The following is a 21,790-nucleotide window of genomic DNA, read 5'->3' as shown; positions in this document are numbered from 1 at the left end:
TGGGCAAAACGGTTGTAGAGAGAAAAACCGCAGGCCAATCACCTGCGGTTTTTCTCTCAGCGATCACCACTTAAAGTGTTTTCTGCCAGACCTGATACGTGTCAAAATGAGCCGGTAATTCTACGGGTTGAGCAAAGATGCCGTAGATGGTAGAACCCGAACCGCTCATACTCGCATACAAAGCGCCCAGATCGTATAACTCCTGTTTAAGAGAACCCAAAATTGGGTACTTGCTGAAAAGACTTTTCTCAAAATCATTCAGAATGGTGCCTTTCCAGGTTTCGAGGGGTGCCTGCAACAACGCACGGAGGGAGGCAGCAGGTTGATGGGGCCGGACACCCGCGTATGCTTCCGCCGTTGAAATGGCCAGATTCGGGTAAATCAGCACAAGGGTATAGCCGTTCAACGACACCTCAATCTCCGCAAACTGGTCACCTTTTTCAAAGCAGTACATCGGACGGTTCTGGATGAAAAAAGCACAATCGCTCCCCAACTCCCGGGCATAGTTTTCCAGTTGCTCTACGGATAGGCCCAGCATAAACTGCTCATTTAAAAGCCGAAGCGTAAAGGCAGCGTCGGCCGACCCTCCGCCTAAACCCGCACCGATCGGGATTAATTTATGCAGATGAATCCGGACGGGCGGCAGGCCAAAATCCTGTTTTAACCGTTCGTAAGCCCGCACACACAAATTGGTGGAGATGTCACCGGGAATAGCCATACCGCCCAGGGTAAACGATGTATAGGAAGCCGGGATAATTTCCAGCAGATCGTTTAGGGGTACCGGATAAAAGCAGGATTCAAGGTTATGAAACCCATCCGGGCGCTTCGCGGTGATTTGTAAACCAATATTAATTTTGGCGTTAGGAAAAAAAACCATTGATCGTTAATGTAACCTTTAAATAAAAAATTTGAACAAATGATGGTTTATTTTGCCATTCAAGTTATTAATAATCAATCTATTAACCCAGCCACTTCATGGAGTCATATTTTCACTAAAATTGTGGACATTTGTATTTTTTTTATTTTCCCCTCAAAATCTCTATTAATAATCAGACTGGCGAATAAAGATACAGCCGTTATGTTTTTTTCGGCTGGTTTTTCACCTGAAGCCTATTTCTTTTCTGTTCTTTATCCCATCTGTTCTGTGACGTGTGGTTCTGCGAGTGGTAACTTAAAGTAAATCTTATGGTAAATCTTTGTACTAAACTTAAGTTTCTAGCCCTTCTTTTCGTCTTATTCGCATGGTATGTACCGGATGCCCACAGCCAGTTTAAGCCCGGTTTCTCGGAAGAAGTGTTTATCGACGAAGCCGGTGCCGTTGGATTTACGTTCGACAAAAACGGCGTCATGTACATCTGGACGATTGATGGCCGGGTTGTTCAGGTCGATCCGCAGACGAAGAAAAAAACTACTTTATTGGATATATCCGGGGAAGTGGGCCGGTATGACGATTTCGGTTTGCTGGGTATGGCCCTGGATAACAACTTTCTCAACAATGGTCGGTTTTATCTGTACTACGTCATCAAGTATGCCCCGGTAAAATACCAGGGCACCTATGCCCGGGTGACGCGGTATGAAGCTAACAAAGACGACGGTTTTCGATCCATCAAGCCCAACAGCCGCCAGATTCTGATTGGTGCTCCCGACCCCAACAACCCCAGCAAAGGCGTACCGGGCGACTGCATTGTACTAACTTCCAGCTCCCACGCCGGGGGCGGTATTGCGATGGGGGCCGACGGGTCACTGCTGGTTCCGACCGGCGACGGCGCGGCTCCGGCCTTCGACGAGGGCAACTACTCCGAAACGTATCACAGTCAATCCATTCAGAACGGTTTTATGACGGCTGCGGAGAACATCGGCAGCTACCGTTCGCAGGTGGACTTTTCGCTCTCCGGCAAGGTTCTTCGGATTAACCCCGACAACGGAAACGGTTTGCCCGGCAACCCCGGCTATGACCCCGGCAACCCCCGCTCCCCGAAAAGCCGGATTTTTGCGTCGGGCTTCCGGCAGCCTTTCCGCACGTCCCTGCGTCCCAACACGGGTAGCGCCGACATGAATGCGGGAGACCCGGGCACCTTGTACGTAGGGGAAGTAGGTCTAACGGACTGGGAAGAAATCAACGTCGTCAAAAAAGGCGCTAACTACGGCTGGCCTTTTGAAGAGGGGCAGTTTACATCAACCCGTCCTTTCAACAAAACGCAGTATAAGCCATCCATTCCGTTTACAAAACCGGTTATTTCCTGGCGGTCGGGACCGGGGCAGATCAACCGCAACGGAACCATCACCGAGATTAAAAACACGCCCGCCCAAACGCTTCCCGGCTACTGTGTCGTGGGCGGAGCCTGGCATCCGGGCGGAGGCAATTACCCGGCGGAATACCAGAATACTTATTATTTTGCGGACTTCAACGGGGGCTGGATTTCCAAAATGTTGTTCGATAGTGATAACCAGCCGCAGCCCGCAACCCTTACCAAACTTCTGGATGGGGGCTCTTCCTATCAGTACATCACGTGCATCGCGTTTAACCCAATTGACAAAAACCTGTACTACCTGCGCTACCCCGAAAACGGCGGGGAGCGCGTTCGGCGGGTAACGTACAGCGGAGGTGCGGAAGGGACCCCGCCGGTTGCCATTATTCTGTCGGATAAAACCAACGGCCCGAGTCCGTTAACCGTTAAATTTACCGGCAACACGTCGTACGATCCGGACGGAAAAACCTTGACATATGCCTGGGATTTTGGTGACAATACGAGCAGCACAGCCGCCAATCCGGAACATACCTTTTCCACCACATCCACTTCGAAGACCTATACCGTGAAGTTGACGGTAACCGATCCGGAAGGGAAAACCAGCCAGGCCGAGAAAGCGATCACCGTCAGCAGTGCCTCCAATGCCGCGCCGGTGATTGTCAGCACCAGCATCGACGATAAAGAGCAGATGGACCTGAGTGAAATCCGGAACATCAACCTCTCGGCGGTTATCAATGATGAGACGCCCGCCAACCAGCTGAGCTACAAATGGACGGTTTCGCTTTTTCACAACGACCACCAGCACGATGATTTTATCACCACCGCCCAAACGGCCACAGCCTCCCTCCCGCCCATTGGCTGCGACGGCACGCTGACGTTCTGGTACGGGGTTAAGCTGGAAGTAACCGATGCGGGCGGCCTGAAAACGGAAGCCATGCGCTACATTTACCCCAACTGCGCCGGTAATACCCAGACCATCGCGTTCAACGCCATTGCCGACCGGGCTCCTAATTCAGCCGCCTTTACGCCCCAGGCCACGGCCTCGTCCGGCAAACCCGTTGTTTTCTATGTCATTGAAGGACCGGCCGTGATTGCCGAGGGCAAAGTATTCCTGACCGGACGGCTGGGAAAAGTAACTGTTCGGGCGGCTCAACACGGTGGTGATGGTTTTCAGCCCGCTCGCCCGGTCGAACGGTCATTCAACGTAGTTTCCAACGCTTCGGATCAGCAACCGCCTACGTTGCCAGCCAATCTGGCCATTTCCAACGTCACCCAGAACTCCATGCGGTTAACCTGGAACGCATCGACGGATAATGTCAGCGTAGCGGGTTATGAGGTGTATCAAAACAACGTTAAAATTGCCGACGTTACATCCGGAACGACCTATACCGCCACCGGTTTGGCAGCGGGGACCGAGTATTATTTCTTTGTGCGGGCTGTCGATCCAACCGGCAACGTATCGGGCAACAGCAACACCGCCACGGAAACCACGACAGCACCACCAGCCAACCAGCCGCCCGTGGCCCCTACGGTATCCAACCTAACAGCCACCGTCAATGTGGCCTATACCTCGGCGGCTTTACCAGCCTTCACCGATGCCAACAACGATCCGCTGACCTACACGCTCACAGGCTTGCCGGCGGGATTGTCTTTCAACGCCAGCACCCGCGTGATCTCAGGCACACCCACCACCAAAGGCACTTCCACGCTGACCTACTCGGCCACCGATGGCAAGAGCAATCCCGTCTCCAGGACGTTTACTTTAACAATCAACGATACCGATACGCCCCCGACCAACCGCCCCCCGGTGGCCCCGACCGTTGCACCGCTGTCAGCCACGGTGAATGTCGCCTACACGGCAGCGCCTTTGCCGGTTTTCACCGATGCGGATAATGATGCATTGACCTATACCTTGACGGGTCTGCCCACAGGCTTGTCCTTCAATGCCAGCACCCGTGTGATTTCGGGTACACCCACCGCGAAAGGTACCTTCTCGCTGGTGTATTCCGCTAATGACGGCAAAGCAAAAACTGATCTGACGATTACACTAAACGTTGCGACAGCAGGCACTGTCCTTGTCGGCAATTTTGAAGGCTATCTGGATCAGGTGAATTGCAACACCATCTCCGGCTGGGCTTTTAACAACGATAACCCGAACGCAACCTATACGGTTGAATTTCTGGCCGCAACCGGCCCTAATCCAACGGTTGAATCGGCTACGGTTATTGGTACCACAGTCGCCAACATTTTCCGGGCGGATCTGCAAAACGCGGGCAAAGGCAACGGTGTTCATGGCTACAGCTTTACGGTACCCGAAAGCATCAAGACCAACCAGCAACAAACCATCTGGGGCCGCGTGGAAGGCTCAACCTATGTGCTGATGTGGTCGCCCAAAACCCTGACCTGTCAGGGAACGGGTACGCCAGCCAACCAGCCGCCGGTAGCTCCCACGGTGTCCAACCTGACCGCTACGGTCAATGTGGCCTATACCTCGGCGGCTTTACCGGCCTTCACCGATGCCAACAACGACCCGCTGACCTACACGCTCACAGGCTTGCCAGCGGGATTGTCTTTCAACGCCAGCACCCGCATAATCTCGGGAACGCCCACCACCAAAGGCACTTCCACGCTGACCTACTCGGCTACCGATGGCAAGAGCAATCCGGTATCGACCTCCTTCACCCTGACGGTTACCGAGGCTGATACGCCACCGACCAACCGCCCCCCCGTGGCCCCCACGGTTTCGGCTTTGTCGGCCACGGTCAATGTCGCTTACACGGCAGCGGCTTTGCCGGTCTTCACTGATCCCGACAACGATGCGCTGACTTACTCGCTCACAGGCTTGCCGACGGGTTTATCCTTCAACGCCAGCAGTCGTGTAATATCGGGCACACCCACCGCTTCGGGCACTTTCTCACTGGTGTATTCCGCTAACGACGGTAAAACCAAGACAAATGTGACCGTCACGCTCAACGTGGCAACGGGTGGTCTGGCTCCGGCTGCTAATTTCGACGGCTATCTGACGCAGGAGCCTAACTGTAATACGCTCTCAGGCTGGGCTTTTGATCGCACGGATGTGAACCGAGTTGTTATCATTGAGTTCTTCGACGGCCCGTCCATTGCCGCAGGAACCCCCATCGGGACCATTGCCGCTGACGTCTTCAAGCAGCACCTTCTGGATGCGGGGAAAGGTAACGGCGTACACTGGTACGATTTCCCGATTCCCGAAAGCCTGAAGGATGGGCAAAATCATACCATCTGGGCCCGCGTACAGGGATCCGAGTTTGTTCTGAAGTGGGCTCCGAAAGTCATCAATTGCGCTGGTACCGGTACACCACCGACCAACCAGCCGCCGGTGGCCCCCACGGTTTCGGCTTTATCGGCCACGGTCAATGTCGCCTACACTTCAGCGGCTTTGCCTGCCTTCACCGACGCCAACAATGATGCGCTGACGTATAGCTTAACGGGCTTGCCATCAGGACTAAGCTTCAACGCCAGCACCCGCGTAATTTCCGGTACGCCCACCACTCAGGGTACGTCCACACTGACCTACTCAGCAACCGATGGCAAGAGCAATCCGGTATCGACCTCCTTCACCCTGACAGTTTCCGGTAGCGGAGGCCCCGTTGATCCTTTCCCGACGACAGGCGTTACGGGTCCGGGCAATTACGAAGGCTATCTGGACGTAGTCAATTGTGATGCCATTCAGGGCTGGATTTGGGATCGCGACAAACCCAATTCCGTGATTACCGTGGAGTTTCTGGATGGTACAACCGTGATTGGTAAAACCGATGCGGGTAACTACCGTCAGGACCTGAAGGATGCGGGAAAAGGCAACGGCGCCCACGGTTATTCCTTTACGGTTCCGGCTTCGCTCAAAGATGGTCAGCCGCACGTGATCAGTGGCCGGGTGCCCAACAGCGGTTACGTGCTGATGTGGTCGCCCAAAACCCTGACCTGCCCCAACGGTGGCCGTGAAGCCGCTCCCAACGCGGAGTTGACTACCAATCTGACCATAAGCCCCAACCCCAGCACCGGGCGGTTCGTGATCAGCTACCGACTGGCAAACCAGCAGAAAGCCCAGTTGCAGGTGGTCGACGTACTGGGCCGGACCCTGTGGCAACAAGGTGTAATTGGCAGTGGCCAACCACAGCAACAAACCGTTGAGCTGACTGGCGGGGGCGTCGGGATTCATTTTGTACAGATGAAAACCGACGGTCAGCAAGTCATCAGGCGCCTGCTGATTAACCGATAAAACCGTATCCTACCAAAACAAAAAGCCGCAGACGACCCATCTGCGGCTTTTTAAGTTCTACGGCGCTGTCGCCTATTTGACTGATAACACTTTAAATTCCGTCCGGCGGTTGCGCTGGTGTTCGGCATCCGTACAATCGGCGTCGTCATCACAATTATTGAGTAAGACCGACTCCCCATATCCGGCGGCAATCATGCGTTTGCGGCTAATGCCTTTGGAGGCCAGGTAATTAACTACGGAACTGGCGCGCTGGGCCGACAGATACCGGTTTCGGGCCGCATCGCCCCGGCTGTCGGTATGCGACCGGACCTCAACGGTTAATGTTGAATATTTTTGCAGGGTTGCCACCCATTTATCCAGTTCCCGGTAAGCCTCGGGCCGGATGGTCCACTGATCCAGATCGTAATCAATGTTCTTCAACGGAAGGATGTCACCAACCCGGAGCATGGAGAGATCTGCCGATACTATTTTCGGAGCCGACCTGGGAGCTATTTTCTGAATCCGGCCGGTGTTGGTTCCATACTGTGCTTTAGATGCGCTCAAGGTGTAGCTGCACCCTTCTACCAACTCAAACTCATACCGTCCGTCGGGCCCGGTGAGGACTTGCCGTGTTGCGCCGTTGCAGTCATTTTTCAGGACAACCGTTACGCCCGTAATCGGCCTGTGGTCTTTTTCGCTCATTACAACGCCCTGCACCCGGGACTTTTGCAGGTCAACCGCATCCCAGCCATCATCCGGTGGCCCGGAGACATACTGAACCGTATCGATCACTTTAGGCGGCTGATTCAGGGCAATTTCCAGCTGGGAAGGCGAATCATCCGTTAGCGCCCGGGTTGAAAAACCAACCGTACTGGTTACATAACCATCCCGCGAAGCTCGAAACACAAAATCGTTGTTAGACTCCAGACACAATTGCACCAGCCCGTCCTTTTTTGTTACTACGGTTTGATCCTTGCGGCCCTCGGCCCGGGCTTTAATGGTAATATGAACACTGTCGATGGGCTGCTGGGTTAGCTCGTCATAAAACCGTAGCGTCAGATTCCGGCATCCATAGAGCGCGCTTTCCCGTACAAACCGAAAAATATCGTCATCGCCCTTTCGGCGGTTGGTACTGAAATAACCGCCTTTCCGATTGCCGTCGGTAATCAGCCCGAAATCGTCCATCTCGGAATTGATGGGAGCTTCCAGGTGTTCGACCGGTCCCGCTGGTACGCCATCGGCCAGGGGTACGTAATAAACATCCAGCCCACCCAGCCCTTTCCGGCCATCGGAGGCAAAATACAGATTACCCCGTTCATCGATAAACGGGAACAGATCGTTGCCTTTCGTATTGATTTCTTTTCCGAGATTAACCGGTTTGGTCCACTTCCCGTTTTCATTCCGGGATACGTATAGATCCGTCCCGCCCAGGCCGCCGGGCATATCGGAAGCAAAGAACAATAGCCGGTCGTCGCTACTCAGGGCCGGATGCCCTACGGAGTAATCATCGCTGTTGAACGGTAATTCTTCGATGTTAACCCATGTACCGTTTTGCTGGGTAGCCGTATAAAGTTTGAGGTTGGTAACTCCTTCAGCACTCTGGCGCACCCGCCGACCATCGTAATTGTTGCGGGTAAAAATCATCCGGTAGCCATCCTGAAAAAATGTAACGGGGCCTTCGTGATACCGGCTGTTGATGGAACGGCTGAACGGCTGAACGGTTTTTGAATACCGTAGTCCCTCCGAAATCACAATACCGTCGTTATAGCCGCCCAGGGTGCGGGAGTCGTTGGCCGTTGCCCGGCTGCGTGCGGCTCCCACCATCTGCCGGTCTTTACGGCCCCGCTTCTGTACCGGCTTCGAAACCGTGCCGTCGGCTTTAATAATCTGACTGGTTTTCAGTTGCTGACGATCCTGAATATAAAAAAGGTCGAGGTAGCTGCCGCCCCCGCCTTTTCCGGCGGTTTCTATCGCGGCACTGGCCTTTTTACCCGATACAAATACGAGTCCATCGCGGTAATACATCGGGCTGAATTCAGCATTTGACGTATTGAGCCCGAGCACTTCCAGCCGGTAGCGGGTTGGAGCGGATTTGCCGATCACCCGGGTGGCGGAGGTCAAAAACGGGGCGGATTCTGCTTTGACAGCCCTCTTTTTCAACTGGTCGTATTTCTCATACATACGTTGTGACTCCTCGTATTTTCCGGTTTCGGCCAGAAGCTGGGCATACTGCCGGTAGCTCTCGGCCTGGCTGCCGGGCAATTCGGCGGCCGCAGTTAGGGTCTGGTATGTCTGCTCGGCCTTTTTTACGTCACCAACCAGCTTGTAGGAATGGGCCAGTTGGGCCTGCGTTTTCATGTGCTGCTCCGCATTGAGTTTAGCCGACGAATCGGCCAGTAACTGCGTGTACAATTCAATAGCGCGTCCGTAGGCTTTCAGACTGTATTGACGGTTGGCCTGTTGCAGCAACGTATCGGACTGCGCCCGGCAGAGACTTATGCCTCCCACCAGTAAGCTGTAGGTGATCAGTAACGCACGCCAATGATGAACGATAAAAGTGCCCATAATAAAATGGTGTCAGTGGCTGGAAACCCAACATACCGGGTTCAGTCGTTTTTACGAAAACGAATATATTGCTTGCATAAGCAATTATACTAATAAATTTTGCTATTTGTTCTCCCCGGTGGGGCCGTTCTCTTTAAAAAATACCAGATTCTTGCAGCCGACCGGCGCTAAAAGCGCAAAGCTGGCTGTCAATAGCGGTCTTTACAATCACAAAAAAGCCGCCGTAATACACAGATTACGACGGCTTTACCCCTACTTGTTACACTCAACTTACTCTATAACAACTTTGATTTTGTTGTAATACAAGGTTGTCACTCCTTCAAATCCTGAATCCGTGCCAACCAGCAGCCACAGTTCCCCGGCGTCGTTGGCCTTAACCGTAATGGGTTTCTCCGTTTTTCGCTGAATGAGTTTATACTGCGTTACATCGTCCCCAGCTCCAATCGTGCCCAACACGGGCACGGTGTCACTATCTTCGGCCTGGTTTCCTTTCGGGATGTTCAACCGATATTCATTGTCCTCCTTCACCGATTTCGGTTCAATGGTGGATGCACCGGCTTTCAGAAACACACTGTTGCCCGGCGAACCGCCGATTCCCGCACTGTTGTTGGCATACTTCGACGCCAGTTCTACCTCGAAACTTACTTTGTAGGTCTGATTTGGCCGCAAACCCGTCACTTTCTTCTTCAGGAACATGAACAGATCGTCAGGGCGATTATGGCTGGAAACCATAAATGCTTTCTTAGACGAATCCAGGGGAGCTGGCAAAGCCTTATGTCCCGACTGAAATTCGAGGATATCCTTCTGATCAAGTGGGTAATCGGTTATTTCGGCAGCCCAGCCGTCGGTGTTCGTCTTAAAATCAGAGTTGATTGTTACCGGCCCATCGGGGGCAACGTCGTCATTCTGGCAAGCTGCGCCAATCAGTAAACAGAAGGCGGCAACAGCCCATTTCACTTGCTTCATCGTTGTATTTTTACGCTTAACTTAGTTAGGTTGGTAGCTACCGTTTAAAATGACCCCGCTTCTGAAAATACCGTTGGAACCGCTCTTCACTTTCTGTCTGATTTTTTTACCAGCGTACCTTCATCTGACAGATACTGAGCCAGTTTCACCAACCGAATAAATTCGCTCCGGTAGCCCTCCGGATCGCGGCCCAGGGCCTGTCGGGCTCGTGTTGCAACCTGCGAATAGTGCGCCCTGCCCTTAAATTCAGAATCGCGGAGCAGCAGACCGAACTCCGCAACGGCAGCCGCAAACCGGAAATCATCGGAGGTGTTAGCCCACTTTTGCGGCTGGAATTTCACCGCCTGCGTGCGTTGCTGACTGGTTTCACTGTCTGGTTTTTTATACCGAATCTTCAACGTCAGCAGTTCGTTTGAAGCCCCGGCTGGTGCGGCCTGCCGTTGGTATTTCAGGGGATCGACTTGGGGCAGATAGCGGCTTTTGACTCCAGCCGGAATAATTTCATACAAAGCCGTGACGGTATGGCCTGGCCCCATCTCACCCGCATCTTTCTGATCGTTGTGAAAGTCCTCATTGTTCAGTGTCCGATTTTCGTAGCCAATCAGCCGATACGCCCGCACCCGCCTGGGGTTGAATTCCAGTTGCAGTTTTACGTCCTTGGCTACCGTAAAAAGCGTACCGCCGAACTCCTTACCGAATACCTTCTGCGCTTCGGGCAAGTTGTCGATGTAAGCGTAGTTGCCGTTGCCTTTATCGGCCAGAATCTCCAGTTTGTTGTCTTTATAATTACCCATCCCAAACCCCAGCACGCTCAGGAAAACGCCCGATTTACGTTTTTCTTCAATCAGCCGCTGCAAATCGCCGTCGCTGGAAACGCCTACGTTGAAATCGCCGTCCGTTGCCAGAATCACCCGGTTATTACCATCTTTCCGAAAATTTTCCTGAGCAATCTGGTACGCCAGCCGGATGCCCTCGCCCCCCGCCGTCGAACCTTCGGCGGTTAACTGATTAATGGCGTCCTTGATTTTTTGCCGCTCACTTCCCGGCGTGGAAGGCAGCACCAGACCGGCGGCTCCGGCATAAACGACCAGCGCAACCCGGTCCTGCGAACGAAGCTGATCGACCAGCAGATTCAGGGCGGCTTTAACGAGCGGCAGTTTGTTTTCGGCCCGCATGGAACCCGATACGTCGATCAGAAAAACCAGGTTCGATGCAGGCAGGTTGTCGGTCGGAATGGTTTTGGCCTGTAAACCGATGCGCAACAGGTGCAAGCCCGGATTCCAGGGCGATTCGGAGAGTTCGGTTTTGACCGCTACAGGATCATTTCCGCCTGGCTGTGGATCGTCGTAGTCAAAATAATTGACCATTTCCTCAATCCGAACGGCATCTTTGGGCGGCAGATTTCCTCCGGTTAAATACCGCCGGATATTGCCATAAGCCGCCCGGTCAACATCCACCGAAAAGGTTGTAACGGGCTGAATCTGAGCATCCCGAAAACCGGTTTCCGATATGGCGTTATAGTCTTCGGTGTTTGGTATCAGTATCTGTTCCGACGATATGCTTATGTACTGCATCGGCCGACCCGAAGCCAAACGTTCGGATCGCATTGGCGCAGTAAGCAGTTCATACATCACTTTTTGCGCCCCAACTAATTTCACATCAACGGTTTTCTGCTCTGCCACGTCTACTTCCTTCGCCTGATAACCCGTTCGAAAAAAGACCAGGCGTTGGGCGTCATCCGGTAGGGGTAGTTTATAATAGCCCCGAGCGTCCGTTACGGTTATGGTTTCAACCCTGCCCGCCATCACGGAGACTCCCTCCAGCGGCTGAAGCGTCAGGGAATCGGTTACAAAACCGCTGATGGTCCGGGTATATTTTACCGTCGATCCCACCAGCAGGCCGAAAATCAGAAGTGAAAAAATAGTGCGCATGGTCGTATGGAATTAGCGTGGCTTTTTTCTCTTATGGATGCAGACCCGATTTGAATTCCATACGGCGCCGGACAATTTTTTGTATGTTCGCCAGGACGCCCAACCCGATTGTATGTTTTTTAAACGATTCCGTCAACCCAGACCCGTTACCGATGCCGAATACCTTTCGGCCTATAAGGCTACGGGCGATCTGGACGTTTTGGGCACCTTATACGAACGGTATATGGAACTGGTGTATGCGGTCTGTTTCAAGTATTTGCGGGATGAAGAAGAAAGCAAGGATGCCGTGATGCACTTATTCGAACAGTTGATTACCGATTTGCGGAAATACGAAATTCAGAATTTTAAAAGCTGGCTCTATTCTACCGCCCGCAACCACTGTCTGATGCACCTGCGCCAACGGAAAATGATAGCCGGTGAAGCAAATGAAGATGCCGAAACGGAAACCCTGCCGATACCGCTGACCATCTGGCCGGAAGCCGATGGGCCAGAACTGGACACGAAGCTGGATCAACTGAATGGCTGTTTACAAACGCTGTCGGAAGAACAACGCACCAGCATCACCCTGTTTTACCTGAATCAGAAAACCTACGCCGACATTGCCGAACTGACGGGCTATGAGTTGAAACACGTAAAAAGCCATCTGCAAAATGGCCGACGCAACCTGAAAATCTGCATGGACAAAAGGCATGACTGAGAACAACCGACCTACTAATCACCTGACCGCCGACGACCTGCGCAACTACCGGGCCGGGGTTCTTTCCGCTGCCGAACAGCACCGGGTCGAACGGCTGTTGCTCGAAAATCCGCTGTATGCCGATGCGCTGGAAGGTCTGGAAGCCGCTGAACAGGAAAAAATTGACCTGAATCGGGTGTCGGGCGAGCTGCGCCAACGCTTGCAAAACCGGATACCGTATCAACCAAAAAGCCGACGGATGCCGCTTTGGGTTCCGGCAGCCGCAGCTTCTGTAGCCCTGGCGCTCGGTGTTAGCGTATACTTTTATCGGCAGGGGAAACCGGCCTTTGTTTCCCCGACTGAGTTGCCAGCCTCACCAATTACCCAACACCGAAAGGCGGTTCCGGCCCCAGACACGATTGCGGCTTTACAAGCCGGCCCTGTTCTGAAGAAATCTGTTCAAACCAAACGCCCAATTGTCGTCGGGAAAACAGGAGCTTCCACCGATAGCCTGCACATTCCGATGGATCTACTGATGGCTAATTCCGCTGGATTGAGCGAAAACCGGATTTATGAAAGGTCGTCGGAACCGGCTTTAGCACCCAATTTAAACAGTAAGAAAGTCGTAATTGGGATTGATTCAGTAGGAAATTCCGCCGTGAGCGGTCGCATTGTCGATGTACAGAATCGACCCCTGCCTGACGTAGTGGTACTGCTCAAGAAGTCATTGCAAAAAACCGTTACGGATACGGCGGGCCGGTTTACACTGAATCATCTACAGGCAAACGACTCGTTGCTGATTAGCCATAAAGGCTATGAAACCCGAACCGTTCCCGTTCGTCATTTTTATACCAACGATTTGAAGCTGACCCCCGACTTCAAGGCCATGAGTGAGCTTTTGTCGAAACATCATCAGATACCGTCGCCTTCTCCTTCCTTTGTAAAACCAGCCGCAGCCGGCACTGCTCCGCCGATGGCTCCCAGGAACTTTCAAACCTATCTTGGTGAAAACCGCCGGATGCCGCCCGAAGCGAAAAGAAAAGGCATATCCGGAACGGTGCGTGTCCGGTTTCAGGTTGGGCCCGACGGGTCGGTCAGCCAGTTATCCGTTGTGCAATCGCTGGGGTATGGCTGCGACGAAGAAGCCATACGTTTGATTCAGGAAGGACCACGCTGGCAGCCCGCCCTTCACAACGGCAAATGGTTTGCCGGATTTACCGAACAGGAAATTGTATTTTGAAGACCTGTGCGTTGTCTTAATTGATGGCATTTCTCTACCTCATTTCCTATACCGCCCCAAGGTAACGGTATTTTAAACGTCGTGATTTGGTCGGAAACATTATCTTTGCGCCGTTCCGGACGTTAAAAAAACATTTAACAGCCGGATCAGTTGTAATGAAGCAAATCAAACCCACGTCACAAGAATGATCCAATTAAATTGCATTATGAGAAGAGGAATAGTAGTTGGAGTGTTTTTTCTGCTGACCAGCGCATCGACTTTATTTGCGCAGCAACGCTGGAGTGCCGGCCCCCGCATTGGTGTCAATGTATCAAGCCTTTACGGAAAAAGTAGTTACTACAATGCCAAGGCCGGTTTAGTAGCCGGGGCCTTTGTTAGTTACAGCGCCATTAATCATTTTGGCATCTCGGCAGATGTGCTGTACTCACAACGGGGCGGTAAATACAATAATCCCGGCGACCGCAGCAGCCATGTTCAGCACCTGAATTACCTGGAGATTCCGGTTGTTGCGCGTTACTACCTGACGTTAAGCGGAAACTTCCGACCCAACCTCTTTATTGGACCTTCTCTGGGTGTGCTTCTGAACTCCAAGCGAACCGATGCAATCAACCAGGGACAGTCTTATCCGGATTCCAAAACGAATGAAGAATTCGAACCCCTTGATCTGGGAGCAACCGGCGGATTTCAGGCCAATTTCAAAGTTAAAAACAAGCAGCGGTTCCTGATCGACGCCCGGTATAACCTGGGTTTGACCAACGTTCGGGTTAATTCATCACCCTGGTTAGGCAATTCGACTTTCTCGTTTACACTCGGCTACAGCTTCGGCATCGGTCGGAGGTACTAAAATTTTATCATAAGAAAAACCGTCGGAAGAGTAAGACATTTGGCTCTCCCGACGGTTTTTTGTTGTTAGTTAGTGCCGTATAACGCTTTGGCAGCGGCTTCGTATTTATCACCCGCCACCCACTGCGGACGCGTCGGTTTGTCGGCAATCAGCCGGGCCGTGTAGGCAAACGCCTTACAAAACTTAAGCAAATAACCGTAGTCAATGGTGTCCGGGTTATCGGCGGCCTGGTGGTAGTACTTGAACAAATCAGCGTCAAACGTTTTGAAACCGGCCGAAAACGTAGGTGCCGGAATCCCTTTCACCGCAAAATTGACGTTATCAGAACGGTCGAACAGATTTTGTTCGGGAGCCGGATCAGCAAATACACCCAGCCCAAACGCTTTGCTGGCGGTTTCAATTTCCGTCTTTGCCCCCGTCCGGTTCAGGCCGATCACCGACACGATGGTTGTATCGTTATAACCCGCTCCATCGCTATTCAGGTTAAACACGGTTTGCTTTAACGGAACCAACGGGTGCTCGGCGTAATAGCGGCTGCCCAACAAGCCCAGTTCTTCACCGGTTAAAGCCAGAAATAAAATGGACCGTTTGGGGCGCTGGGCCTGCAATGCTTTGGCCGACGCCAGCAACGCAACCGTCCCGAAAGCATTGTCCCGCGCACCGTTAAAAATACTATCGGCAGCCGTATAGGGCTGACCACCCTGTTTGCCGACACCGACGTGGTCGAAATGGGCCGACAGCAAAACGTATTCGTTTTTCAGTTTGGGGTCTGTGCCTTCAATGACACCCGCCACATTCACGGCCTCCACAATCCGCTGCTCCCGGCCCGATGTCCGAATGCTAACGGTCTGGCTGGCGTCTTTCAGACTGGCAAGCTGGTTTTTCCCGTTATCAACCCAGATGTGCAACAGAGTCGGTACGTCTGTCGAGGACGCCAGCGACAATTGTTCTCCCTGAAAAGAACGCGTCACGATGGGCCAGGGATACGTACCACTCGTGTACAGTTCGACCAGTCCGACGGCTCCTTTCTCGGCCGCTAGCTTGCGTTTTTGTTCGGAAGCCGCCAGCAGACCGCGGTTGGTTGTGGCATCCGGCGAACCGACCTGCGCAACGACCAGTTTTCCCCGAACGTTACGACCGTTATACCCGTCGGCGCCGTCTGTCAGTCCGTAGCCGATGTACACGGTTTCAGCTTTGATATCCGATTGCGGACCGCTGATCACGACAAAATGCCTGCCTAGTTTCAGAGAATCCATCCCTCCGATCTGAAGACTGGCGTACGTTGCGGGCCGGGCTTTCAGGAACGGTATTTTCTGGAAATAATCCGATTGACCCGACACTGGTTTCAGACCCAGCGCCCGAAACTGTTCGGCAATGTAGCGGGCGGCCACCATATTTCCGGGTTCACCGGTACGACGGCCTTGAAGTTCGTCAGCCGCCAGAAAACGCATTTGCGCTTCGAGTTCGCTCCGGTTTAGCTTTGATTCGGGGAGTTTGGAAACGGGCTGCGCAACGGCACCCGAAACCAGCAAAAGGCTGGCAAATAATAAAGAACTGGTTTTCAGCATAGTAGTTGATGGTCGTTTTTTGCTAATTGTGTTCAAATCGGCTTTGGCCCCGTCCGGCCAGTTCACGCAGCCACGGAGTCGGACGGAAGCGTTCTCCATTCACATCGGCCAGCCGGTCGCATTCCTGCACGAAGTTCGCGATTCCGACAAAATGAACAAACGACAAAGCCCCACCCGTGTATGCCGGAAAACCCCAGGCCAGAATGGAACCGATGTCGGCATCCAGTTGCGTTTGGATCACACCCTCCTCGAAGCAGCGCACGGCTTCAAGCGCCTGCCGGTACAAAAATCGTTTTTTGAGTTCATCAATGGGGGGTTGGTCAGCGGCCAGCGGGAACATTTCGGCTAATCCCGGCCAAAGGTATTTCATTTCACCTTCCGGATACGCGTAGAATCCGGCTTTTGCTTTTTTTCCCAGCCGTCCCAAGGCCACGAATTTTCCGGCTACCTGATAAGCCGTATCGTCTTCGGTCAGCCTACCGTCCTGAATACCCTGTGCCGAAATCCTGTTGATTAACTCCAGCGATATTTCGTCGGAAACGGCTAACGGCCCTACCGGGAACCCGGCATTTTTGCCTCCATTTTCGATCAGGACGGGATCTATGCCTTCTTTCAGCATTTCCATGCCTTCCGCCGTGTAGGTACTGAAGACCCGGGAGGTGTAAAATCCAGGCGAATCGTTGACGACAATCGGCGTTTTGCGCAGCTTCTTCACGAAATCCAGCGCCACTGCCAGTGTATAGTCCGACGTTTTTGCCCCGCGAATGATCTCAACCAACGGCATTTTATCAACCGGCGAAAAGAAATGCATTCCAACGAAATTTTCGGGCCGGGTCGATGCGTTGGCTAAACCGCTGATCGGCAAGGTTGAGGTATTCGAGGCAAAAACGCCCTGATCGGTGAGCAACGGTTCGATTTCCTGCGTTACCTGCGCTTTCAGTTCACGGTTTTCAAAAACAGCTTCAATAATCAGGTCGCAACCGTTTAAGTCCGCAACATCGGCGGTTGTTTGAATCCGGTTCAGGGTTGCTTCGGTTTTTTCCGGCGTCCCTTTGCCCCGCTCAACGGCTTTTTGCAATACCATACGCGAGTACGCTTTCCCTTTTTCAGCCACTTCCACGGAAACGTCCTTTAGGACCACCTCAACCCCGGCAGTGGCCGCTGCATAGGCGATGCCCGAACCCATCATTCCAGCACCCACCACCCCAAGTTTTTTAACCTCCGTCGGTGGGACTGCTTTCGGGCGATGGATGCCTTTATTGGCTTCATTCAAACCCAAAAACATCGTCTGAATCAAACTTTTAGCGACTTTCGAGGTAGCTACCTTCACAAAATACCGTGCTTCGATCATCAGCCCCCGGTCGATGTTTACCTGCAAGCCTTCATAAACGCACGACAGGATGACGAGTGGCGCCGGATAATTTCCGCCTGTTTTTGCCATCACTATTGCCGTTGCCGTACCGAAAACGCGCATTCCAACCGGGCTTTGGACGGTTCCGCCCGGTACGTTAACGTTTTCCCTTCCGACGATTCGGCCCGTCGTTCGATCGCGTTCGTCCCACGGTTGCAACGGGTCAGGATGGGCCTCGATCCACGTCAACGCTTTTTCCATCAACTCCTCCCGCGAAGTCACCAGCTCATCAACCATCCCCAACGCCAAAGCCTCACGGGGACTCACCCGTTTGCCTTCCAGCAGCAATGGCAAGGCGGCTTCCATACCGAGTAGTCGGGGTAAGCGTTGCGTACCGCCCCCGCCGGGCAGCAAGCCCAGTGTTACTTCAGGCAGACCGATAATGGCTTTGGGATTGTCGAGCGCGATGCGGTGGTGACAGGCCAGACAGGCTTCGTAGCCTCCGCCCAGGGCTGTACCGTTGATGGCGGCCACAACCGGTTTTCCCGCCGTTTCGATACCCCGGAAAATCCGGTTTAGCTCCGTCGAAATTTTCAGCATTTCGGTCGGTTCTTTATCGTTGTTGCGAAGAATCATCTTCAAATCGGCCCCGGCAATAAACTCGTTCTTCTCCGACGTAATGACAATTCCTTTCACCTCCGTGTCATCATACGCCCGTTGCAACGCCCGCTCAAACGCCGGAATCGAATCATCGTTCAGCACGTTCATCGGAGCGCTGCTCATGTTCCAGCTCAGTATGGCAACGTGACGGTTTTTCGTGTAGTTGATCATGGTTAGCGGCTTAGTTTACCCGTTCAAAAACCGTAGCAATCCCCATACCTCCGCCCACGCAGAGTGTCGCCAGCCCCGTTTGTTTGCCCGTGCGCTCGAGCTCATCCAGGAGTGTTGCCGAAATTATGGCTCCGGTTGCGCCCAGCGGATGGCCCAGCGCAATGGCTCCGCCGTTCACATTGAGCCGGTGATGATCGACACCAAGTTGGTCCATGTAAAACAACGGCACGGCAGCAAAGGCTTCGTTGACTTCGAACAGGTCAATGTCACCCAACTGCATACCGGCTTTTTTGAGAACTTTCTGCGTAGCCGGAACAATGCCGGTAAGCATAATAGTCGGCTCGGTTCCAATTACGGCAAAGGCTTTGATTCGGGCGCGGGGTTTTAGCCCGGCTTTTTCGCCAAATTCTTTCGAGCCAATCAACATTCCGGCGGCTCCATCGACAATCCGGGACGAATTGCCGGCATGATGGACGTGATTAATCCGAGCCAGATGGCTGTATTTGAGCAGAGCCAGCGCATCAAAGCCCACCTTTCCGGCGGTTTCGAAGGCCGGTTTGAGTTTGGCCAAACTTTCGACAGTCGTGTCGGGCCGGACGCCTTCGTCGTGGTCGAGCAGGGTAATGCCGAGTTCGTCCTTGATTGAAATGAGGGTTCGGGAGAAACGATGCTCCTGCTGAGCTAATACCGCCCGGCGGTACGATTCGGCGGCAAAGGCGTCAACATCCGCGCGGCTATAACCGTATTTGGTGGCAATTAAATCCGCCGAAATACCCTGGGGAACAATGTGATGACGGGCCACGATCTCAGGATTCATCATCAGCGCCCCACCATCCGACCCTATGGGTACGCGTGACATGGATTCTACACCACCGGCAATAACGGCATCAAACTGCCCCGACATTATGTAGGCAGCCGCCATGTTGATGGCTTCGAGGCCCGATGAGCAGAAGCGGTTAAGCTGCACACCGGCAACGGTTTGGGCGTAACCGGCTTCGAGCACAGCCGTCCGGGCAATGTCAGCCCCCTGTTCACCAATGGGCGTTACGCAGCCCATGATGACGTCATCGATAAGCGAGGTATCTAGCTGATTGCGGTTTTTGAGTTCACGCAACACCGCGCTCAGTAACTGAACGGGCTGTACGTCGTGGAGGGAGCCGTCGCTTTTGCCCCGGCCACGGGGTGTTCGGACAGCGTCGTATATGAAGGCCTGGGGCATTGGGTACCTGCTTGTTTTAAACCGTGACCGAACGCATCCAGCACGCACGGGAAAACAAACTTACCGGTATGGTCTGTAGGTCGCAAGCCCCTGGACTAAAATTGAATGGGTATTTGCTGGCAGATAAGCTTCGATAGAAAGTTACACTTCAACTGGTCCCGATTCCTGTGTATCCAGTAAGGTATAGATGGAATTGTTGCTGATGTATTCGGGAATCATCTGCTTAATGACCCGTACCAGTTTATTAGCGTCGGACTGGGTGGATAAATACCGTAATTCTCGTAAGGTCGCGCTTATTTCGTCCCGTTCCGGTGTGATGACCCGAGCGATCATAATTTTCGGGTGGTGGGTAGGCAAGGTTTGCTCGTTCGTACTCAGTAGTTCCTCATACAGTTTTTCACCGGGCCGCAAACCGGTATAGATCAGATTGATGTCTTTACCGGGAATGTAGCCGGACAGATGAATCATTTTACGGGCCAGATCGGCAATGCGCACGGGTTCGCCCATGTCAAAGACAAACACCTCGCCCCCTTTTCCCATGGTTCCGGCTTCCAGCACCAGTTGACAGGCTTCCGGAATGGTCATGAAATACCGGATAATATCGGGATGCGTCACCGTCACGGGGCCACCCGCCTGTATCTGCTGACGGAAAACCGTCACGACAGAACCGTTGGAGCCCAGGACATTACCAAAACGGGTAGCAATAAACCGCGTTTGTTGCAGCTTTTCATCCGGATGATTCAGGCTCTGTACATACATTTCGGCCAGCCGCTTGGTTGCGCCCATCACATTGGTAGGATTGACGGCCTTGTCGGTCGAAATCATGACAAATTTACGAATGCCGTAGCGCACCGATAAGTCGGCAACAATCTGCGTACCGAGCACATTGACCCGAACCGCTTCGTAAGGATGCTGCTCCATCAGCGGAACGTGCTTGTAAGCGGCTGCGTGAAAAACAAAATCGGGTCGGATTTCCTGGAAAATATGCTGCATCCGGGTTTGGTCGGCCACATCACCAATCTTGATGATCAGACGCGTGTACCCTAATACGGATTTGTACTCCCGACGCAGGTTGAATTCCAGATCAAACAAAGCCGACTCGGCCTGATCCAGCAGTACAATGGTACGCGGCAGATGCGATAATACCTGCCGGACCAGTTCACTACCAATGGAGCCAGCGGCTCCGGTAACAAGGACCACCTGATCGCGCAATTGTTCACTAACGGCCGGATTCGTTACCTCAATGGGATCGCGCTCCAGTAAGTCCTCAATACGAATGGCACGAATTTGCGAAGGTTTCAGTTCACCGTCAATCCATTGCCCGATTGTCGGCACGGTTTTGACGCTGACATGATATTGCAGAAAAAACTCGGTTATTTCATTTTTTTGTCGCACATCGACCGACCCCATCGCCAGAACTACCTGAGGGAGAACGGTTTGGTCCCGGATGTACCGTTCATAGGCTTCCTGCCGGGAGATTACTTTTACCCCCTGAATGACTTTCTGGATTTTATAGGGATTGTCATCAATAAAAGCGATAACGCTATACCGCCGGTTGGCGTCCTGCGCCAGCACCTTCCGGGTTAACAAGCCGATTTCTCCGGCCCCATAAATCAAAACCGGCTGCCGACTACCCGTATGATCAGCTCGCAGCGCCCAATAGACGGTTTTGGCCATGAGTCGGAGTGCCGACAACATAACCAGGCAGCAAAAATAATCGATCAGCAAAATTGAGACGGGAACGTAGTAATAAACCTGCCCCGATAGCTGCCAGGTCAGAAACGAACCCAATGCCGTTACGGCTCCGCTCAGGGTAACGGCGTACACCAGCAGACTGACATCCTCTAAACTGGTATGGCGGATAATTCCCTGATACGATCGAAAAAGAACAAAAAAGAAGACACGGGCACTGACTATCACACTCAGATAGTATATAAAATCCCCCTGCTGGATGCCGCTCACTTCAAAATTAAACCGCAATAAGGAAGCCATCACGAACGATATAATACAAATGATTACATCGAGACACAACACCAGGTAACTGGACACAAAACGCGTGGCGCTTGTTTTTAGTAGCTGTTCGATCATCTGCTTACCGTTCAATGATGTGGTTACG

The 21,790-nt window shown here is 52.9% G+C and carries 12 protein-coding genes; 4 read left to right on the top strand and 8 right to left on the bottom strand.

The genetic code is table 11. From position 1 onward, the window contains the following. Positions 1–70: 70 nt before the first annotated feature. The gene (gene ispE, locus LX87_RS00855) at positions 71–877 is read right to left on the bottom strand and encodes a 4-(cytidine 5'-diphospho)-2-C-methyl-D-erythritol kinase (protein WP_111626288.1); all 807 of its coding nucleotides are present in this window, start codon (positions 875–877) and stop codon (positions 71–73) included. Positions 878–1,185: 308 nt separating this feature from the next. On the opposite strand from ispE, the gene LX87_RS00850 reads away from it, so the two are divergent. Beyond that, positions 1,186–6,504, top strand: a complete 5,319-nt coding sequence (locus LX87_RS00850) for a putative Ig domain-containing protein (protein WP_111626287.1) — start codon at positions 1,186–1,188, stop codon at positions 6,502–6,504. Positions 6,505–6,576: 72 nt separating this feature from the next. Here LX87_RS00850 and LX87_RS00845 read toward each other — a convergent pair whose 3' ends face one another. From LX87_RS00845 to LX87_RS00835, 3 genes are all read right to left on the bottom strand, one after another. Continuing rightward, positions 6,577–9,048, bottom strand: a complete 2,472-nt coding sequence (locus LX87_RS00845; protein ID WP_111626286.1) for a carboxypeptidase regulatory-like domain-containing protein — start codon at positions 9,046–9,048, stop codon at positions 6,577–6,579. 270 nt (positions 9,049–9,318) lie between these two features. Next, a complete protein-coding gene (locus LX87_RS00840) occupies positions 9,319–10,014 on the bottom strand; it encodes a hypothetical protein (protein ID WP_111626285.1) in 696 nt (231 codons plus the stop codon). An 86-nt stretch (positions 10,015–10,100) separates the two neighbouring features. After that, the gene (locus LX87_RS00835) at positions 10,101–11,945 is read right to left on the bottom strand and encodes a YfbK domain-containing protein (protein WP_111626284.1); all 1,845 of its coding nucleotides are present in this window, start codon (positions 11,943–11,945) and stop codon (positions 10,101–10,103) included. Positions 11,946–12,057: 112 nt separating this feature from the next. Here LX87_RS00835 and LX87_RS00830 point away from each other — a divergent pair, with 112 nt between their 5' ends. From LX87_RS00830 to LX87_RS00820, 3 genes are all read left to right on the top strand, one after another. Beyond that, complete coding sequence (locus tag LX87_RS00830) at positions 12,058–12,642, top strand: RNA polymerase sigma factor (protein WP_111626283.1); 585 nt, start codon at positions 12,058–12,060, stop codon at positions 12,640–12,642. Next, entirely contained in the window at positions 12,635–13,861 is a 1,227-nt protein-coding gene (locus LX87_RS00825; protein ID WP_111626282.1) for a TonB family protein, read from the top strand. Before LX87_RS00830 ends, LX87_RS00825 begins: the two co-directional genes overlap by 8 nt. A gap of 205 nt (positions 13,862–14,066) precedes the next feature. Then, positions 14,067–14,705: a porin family protein gene (locus tag LX87_RS00820; protein WP_111626281.1), complete on the top strand. Its 639-nt coding sequence runs from the start codon at positions 14,067–14,069 to the stop codon at positions 14,703–14,705. A gap of 65 nt (positions 14,706–14,770) precedes the next feature. On the opposite strand, the gene LX87_RS00815 is transcribed toward LX87_RS00820, so the two are convergent. The 4 genes from LX87_RS00815 to LX87_RS00800 form a co-directional block, all read right to left on the bottom strand. Beyond that, positions 14,771–16,273 (bottom strand): M28 family peptidase, encoded by a 1,503-nt coding sequence (locus LX87_RS00815; protein ID WP_111626280.1) that lies wholly within the window; start codon positions 16,271–16,273, stop codon positions 14,771–14,773. A 22-nt stretch (positions 16,274–16,295) separates the two neighbouring features. Continuing rightward, positions 16,296–18,455, bottom strand: a complete 2,160-nt coding sequence (locus LX87_RS00810) for a 3-hydroxyacyl-CoA dehydrogenase NAD-binding domain-containing protein (RefSeq protein WP_111626279.1) — start codon at positions 18,453–18,455, stop codon at positions 16,296–16,298. 10 nt (positions 18,456–18,465) lie between these two features. Beyond that, positions 18,466–19,674 carry an acetyl-CoA C-acetyltransferase gene (locus LX87_RS00805; RefSeq protein WP_111626278.1) on the bottom strand — a complete coding sequence of 403 codons (1,209 nt, stop codon included), beginning with the start codon at positions 19,672–19,674 and terminating at the stop codon, positions 18,466–18,468. 141 nt (positions 19,675–19,815) lie between these two features. Further along, on the bottom strand, positions 19,816–21,762 hold the full coding sequence (locus LX87_RS00800; protein WP_111626277.1) for a polysaccharide biosynthesis protein: 1,947 nt from the start codon (positions 21,760–21,762) through the stop codon (positions 19,816–19,818). Positions 21,763–21,790: the final 28 nt, after the last annotated feature.

The organism is Larkinella arboricola, assembly GCF_003259745.1.
GTDB lineage: Bacteria > Bacteroidota > Bacteroidia > Cytophagales > Spirosomataceae > Larkinella > Larkinella arboricola.
Note: the sequence above shows the minus strand (reverse complement) of the source record. Positions and strands in the feature narration are given on the sequence as shown.

Excerpts from the sequence above, each read along its gene's own strand:
- ispE (WP_111626288.1), bottom strand. The coding sequence starts at position 877 with ATGGTTTTTTTTCCTAACGCCAAAATTAATATTGGTTTACAAATCACC.
- LX87_RS00850 (WP_111626287.1), top strand. The coding sequence starts at position 1,186 with ATGGTAAATCTTTGTACTAAACTTAAGTTTCTAGCCCTTCTTTTCGTC.
- LX87_RS00845 (WP_111626286.1), bottom strand. The coding sequence starts at position 9,048 with ATGGGCACTTTTATCGTTCATCATTGGCGTGCGTTACTGATCACCTAC.
- LX87_RS00840 (WP_111626285.1), bottom strand. The coding sequence starts at position 10,014 with ATGAAGCAAGTGAAATGGGCTGTTGCCGCCTTCTGTTTACTGATTGGC.
- LX87_RS00835 (WP_111626284.1), bottom strand. The coding sequence starts at position 11,945 with ATGCGCACTATTTTTTCACTTCTGATTTTCGGCCTGCTGGTGGGATCG.
- LX87_RS00830 (WP_111626283.1), top strand. The coding sequence starts at position 12,058 with ATGTTTTTTAAACGATTCCGTCAACCCAGACCCGTTACCGATGCCGAA.
- LX87_RS00825 (WP_111626282.1), top strand. The coding sequence starts at position 12,635 with ATGACTGAGAACAACCGACCTACTAATCACCTGACCGCCGACGACCTG.
- LX87_RS00820 (WP_111626281.1), top strand. The coding sequence starts at position 14,067 with ATGAGAAGAGGAATAGTAGTTGGAGTGTTTTTTCTGCTGACCAGCGCA.
- LX87_RS00815 (WP_111626280.1), bottom strand. The coding sequence starts at position 16,273 with ATGCTGAAAACCAGTTCTTTATTATTTGCCAGCCTTTTGCTGGTTTCG.
- LX87_RS00810 (WP_111626279.1), bottom strand. The coding sequence starts at position 18,455 with ATGATCAACTACACGAAAAACCGTCACGTTGCCATACTGAGCTGGAAC.
- LX87_RS00805 (WP_111626278.1), bottom strand. The coding sequence starts at position 19,674 with ATGCCCCAGGCCTTCATATACGACGCTGTCCGAACACCCCGTGGCCGG.
- LX87_RS00800 (WP_111626277.1), bottom strand. The coding sequence starts at position 21,762 with ATGATCGAACAGCTACTAAAAACAAGCGCCACGCGTTTTGTGTCCAGT.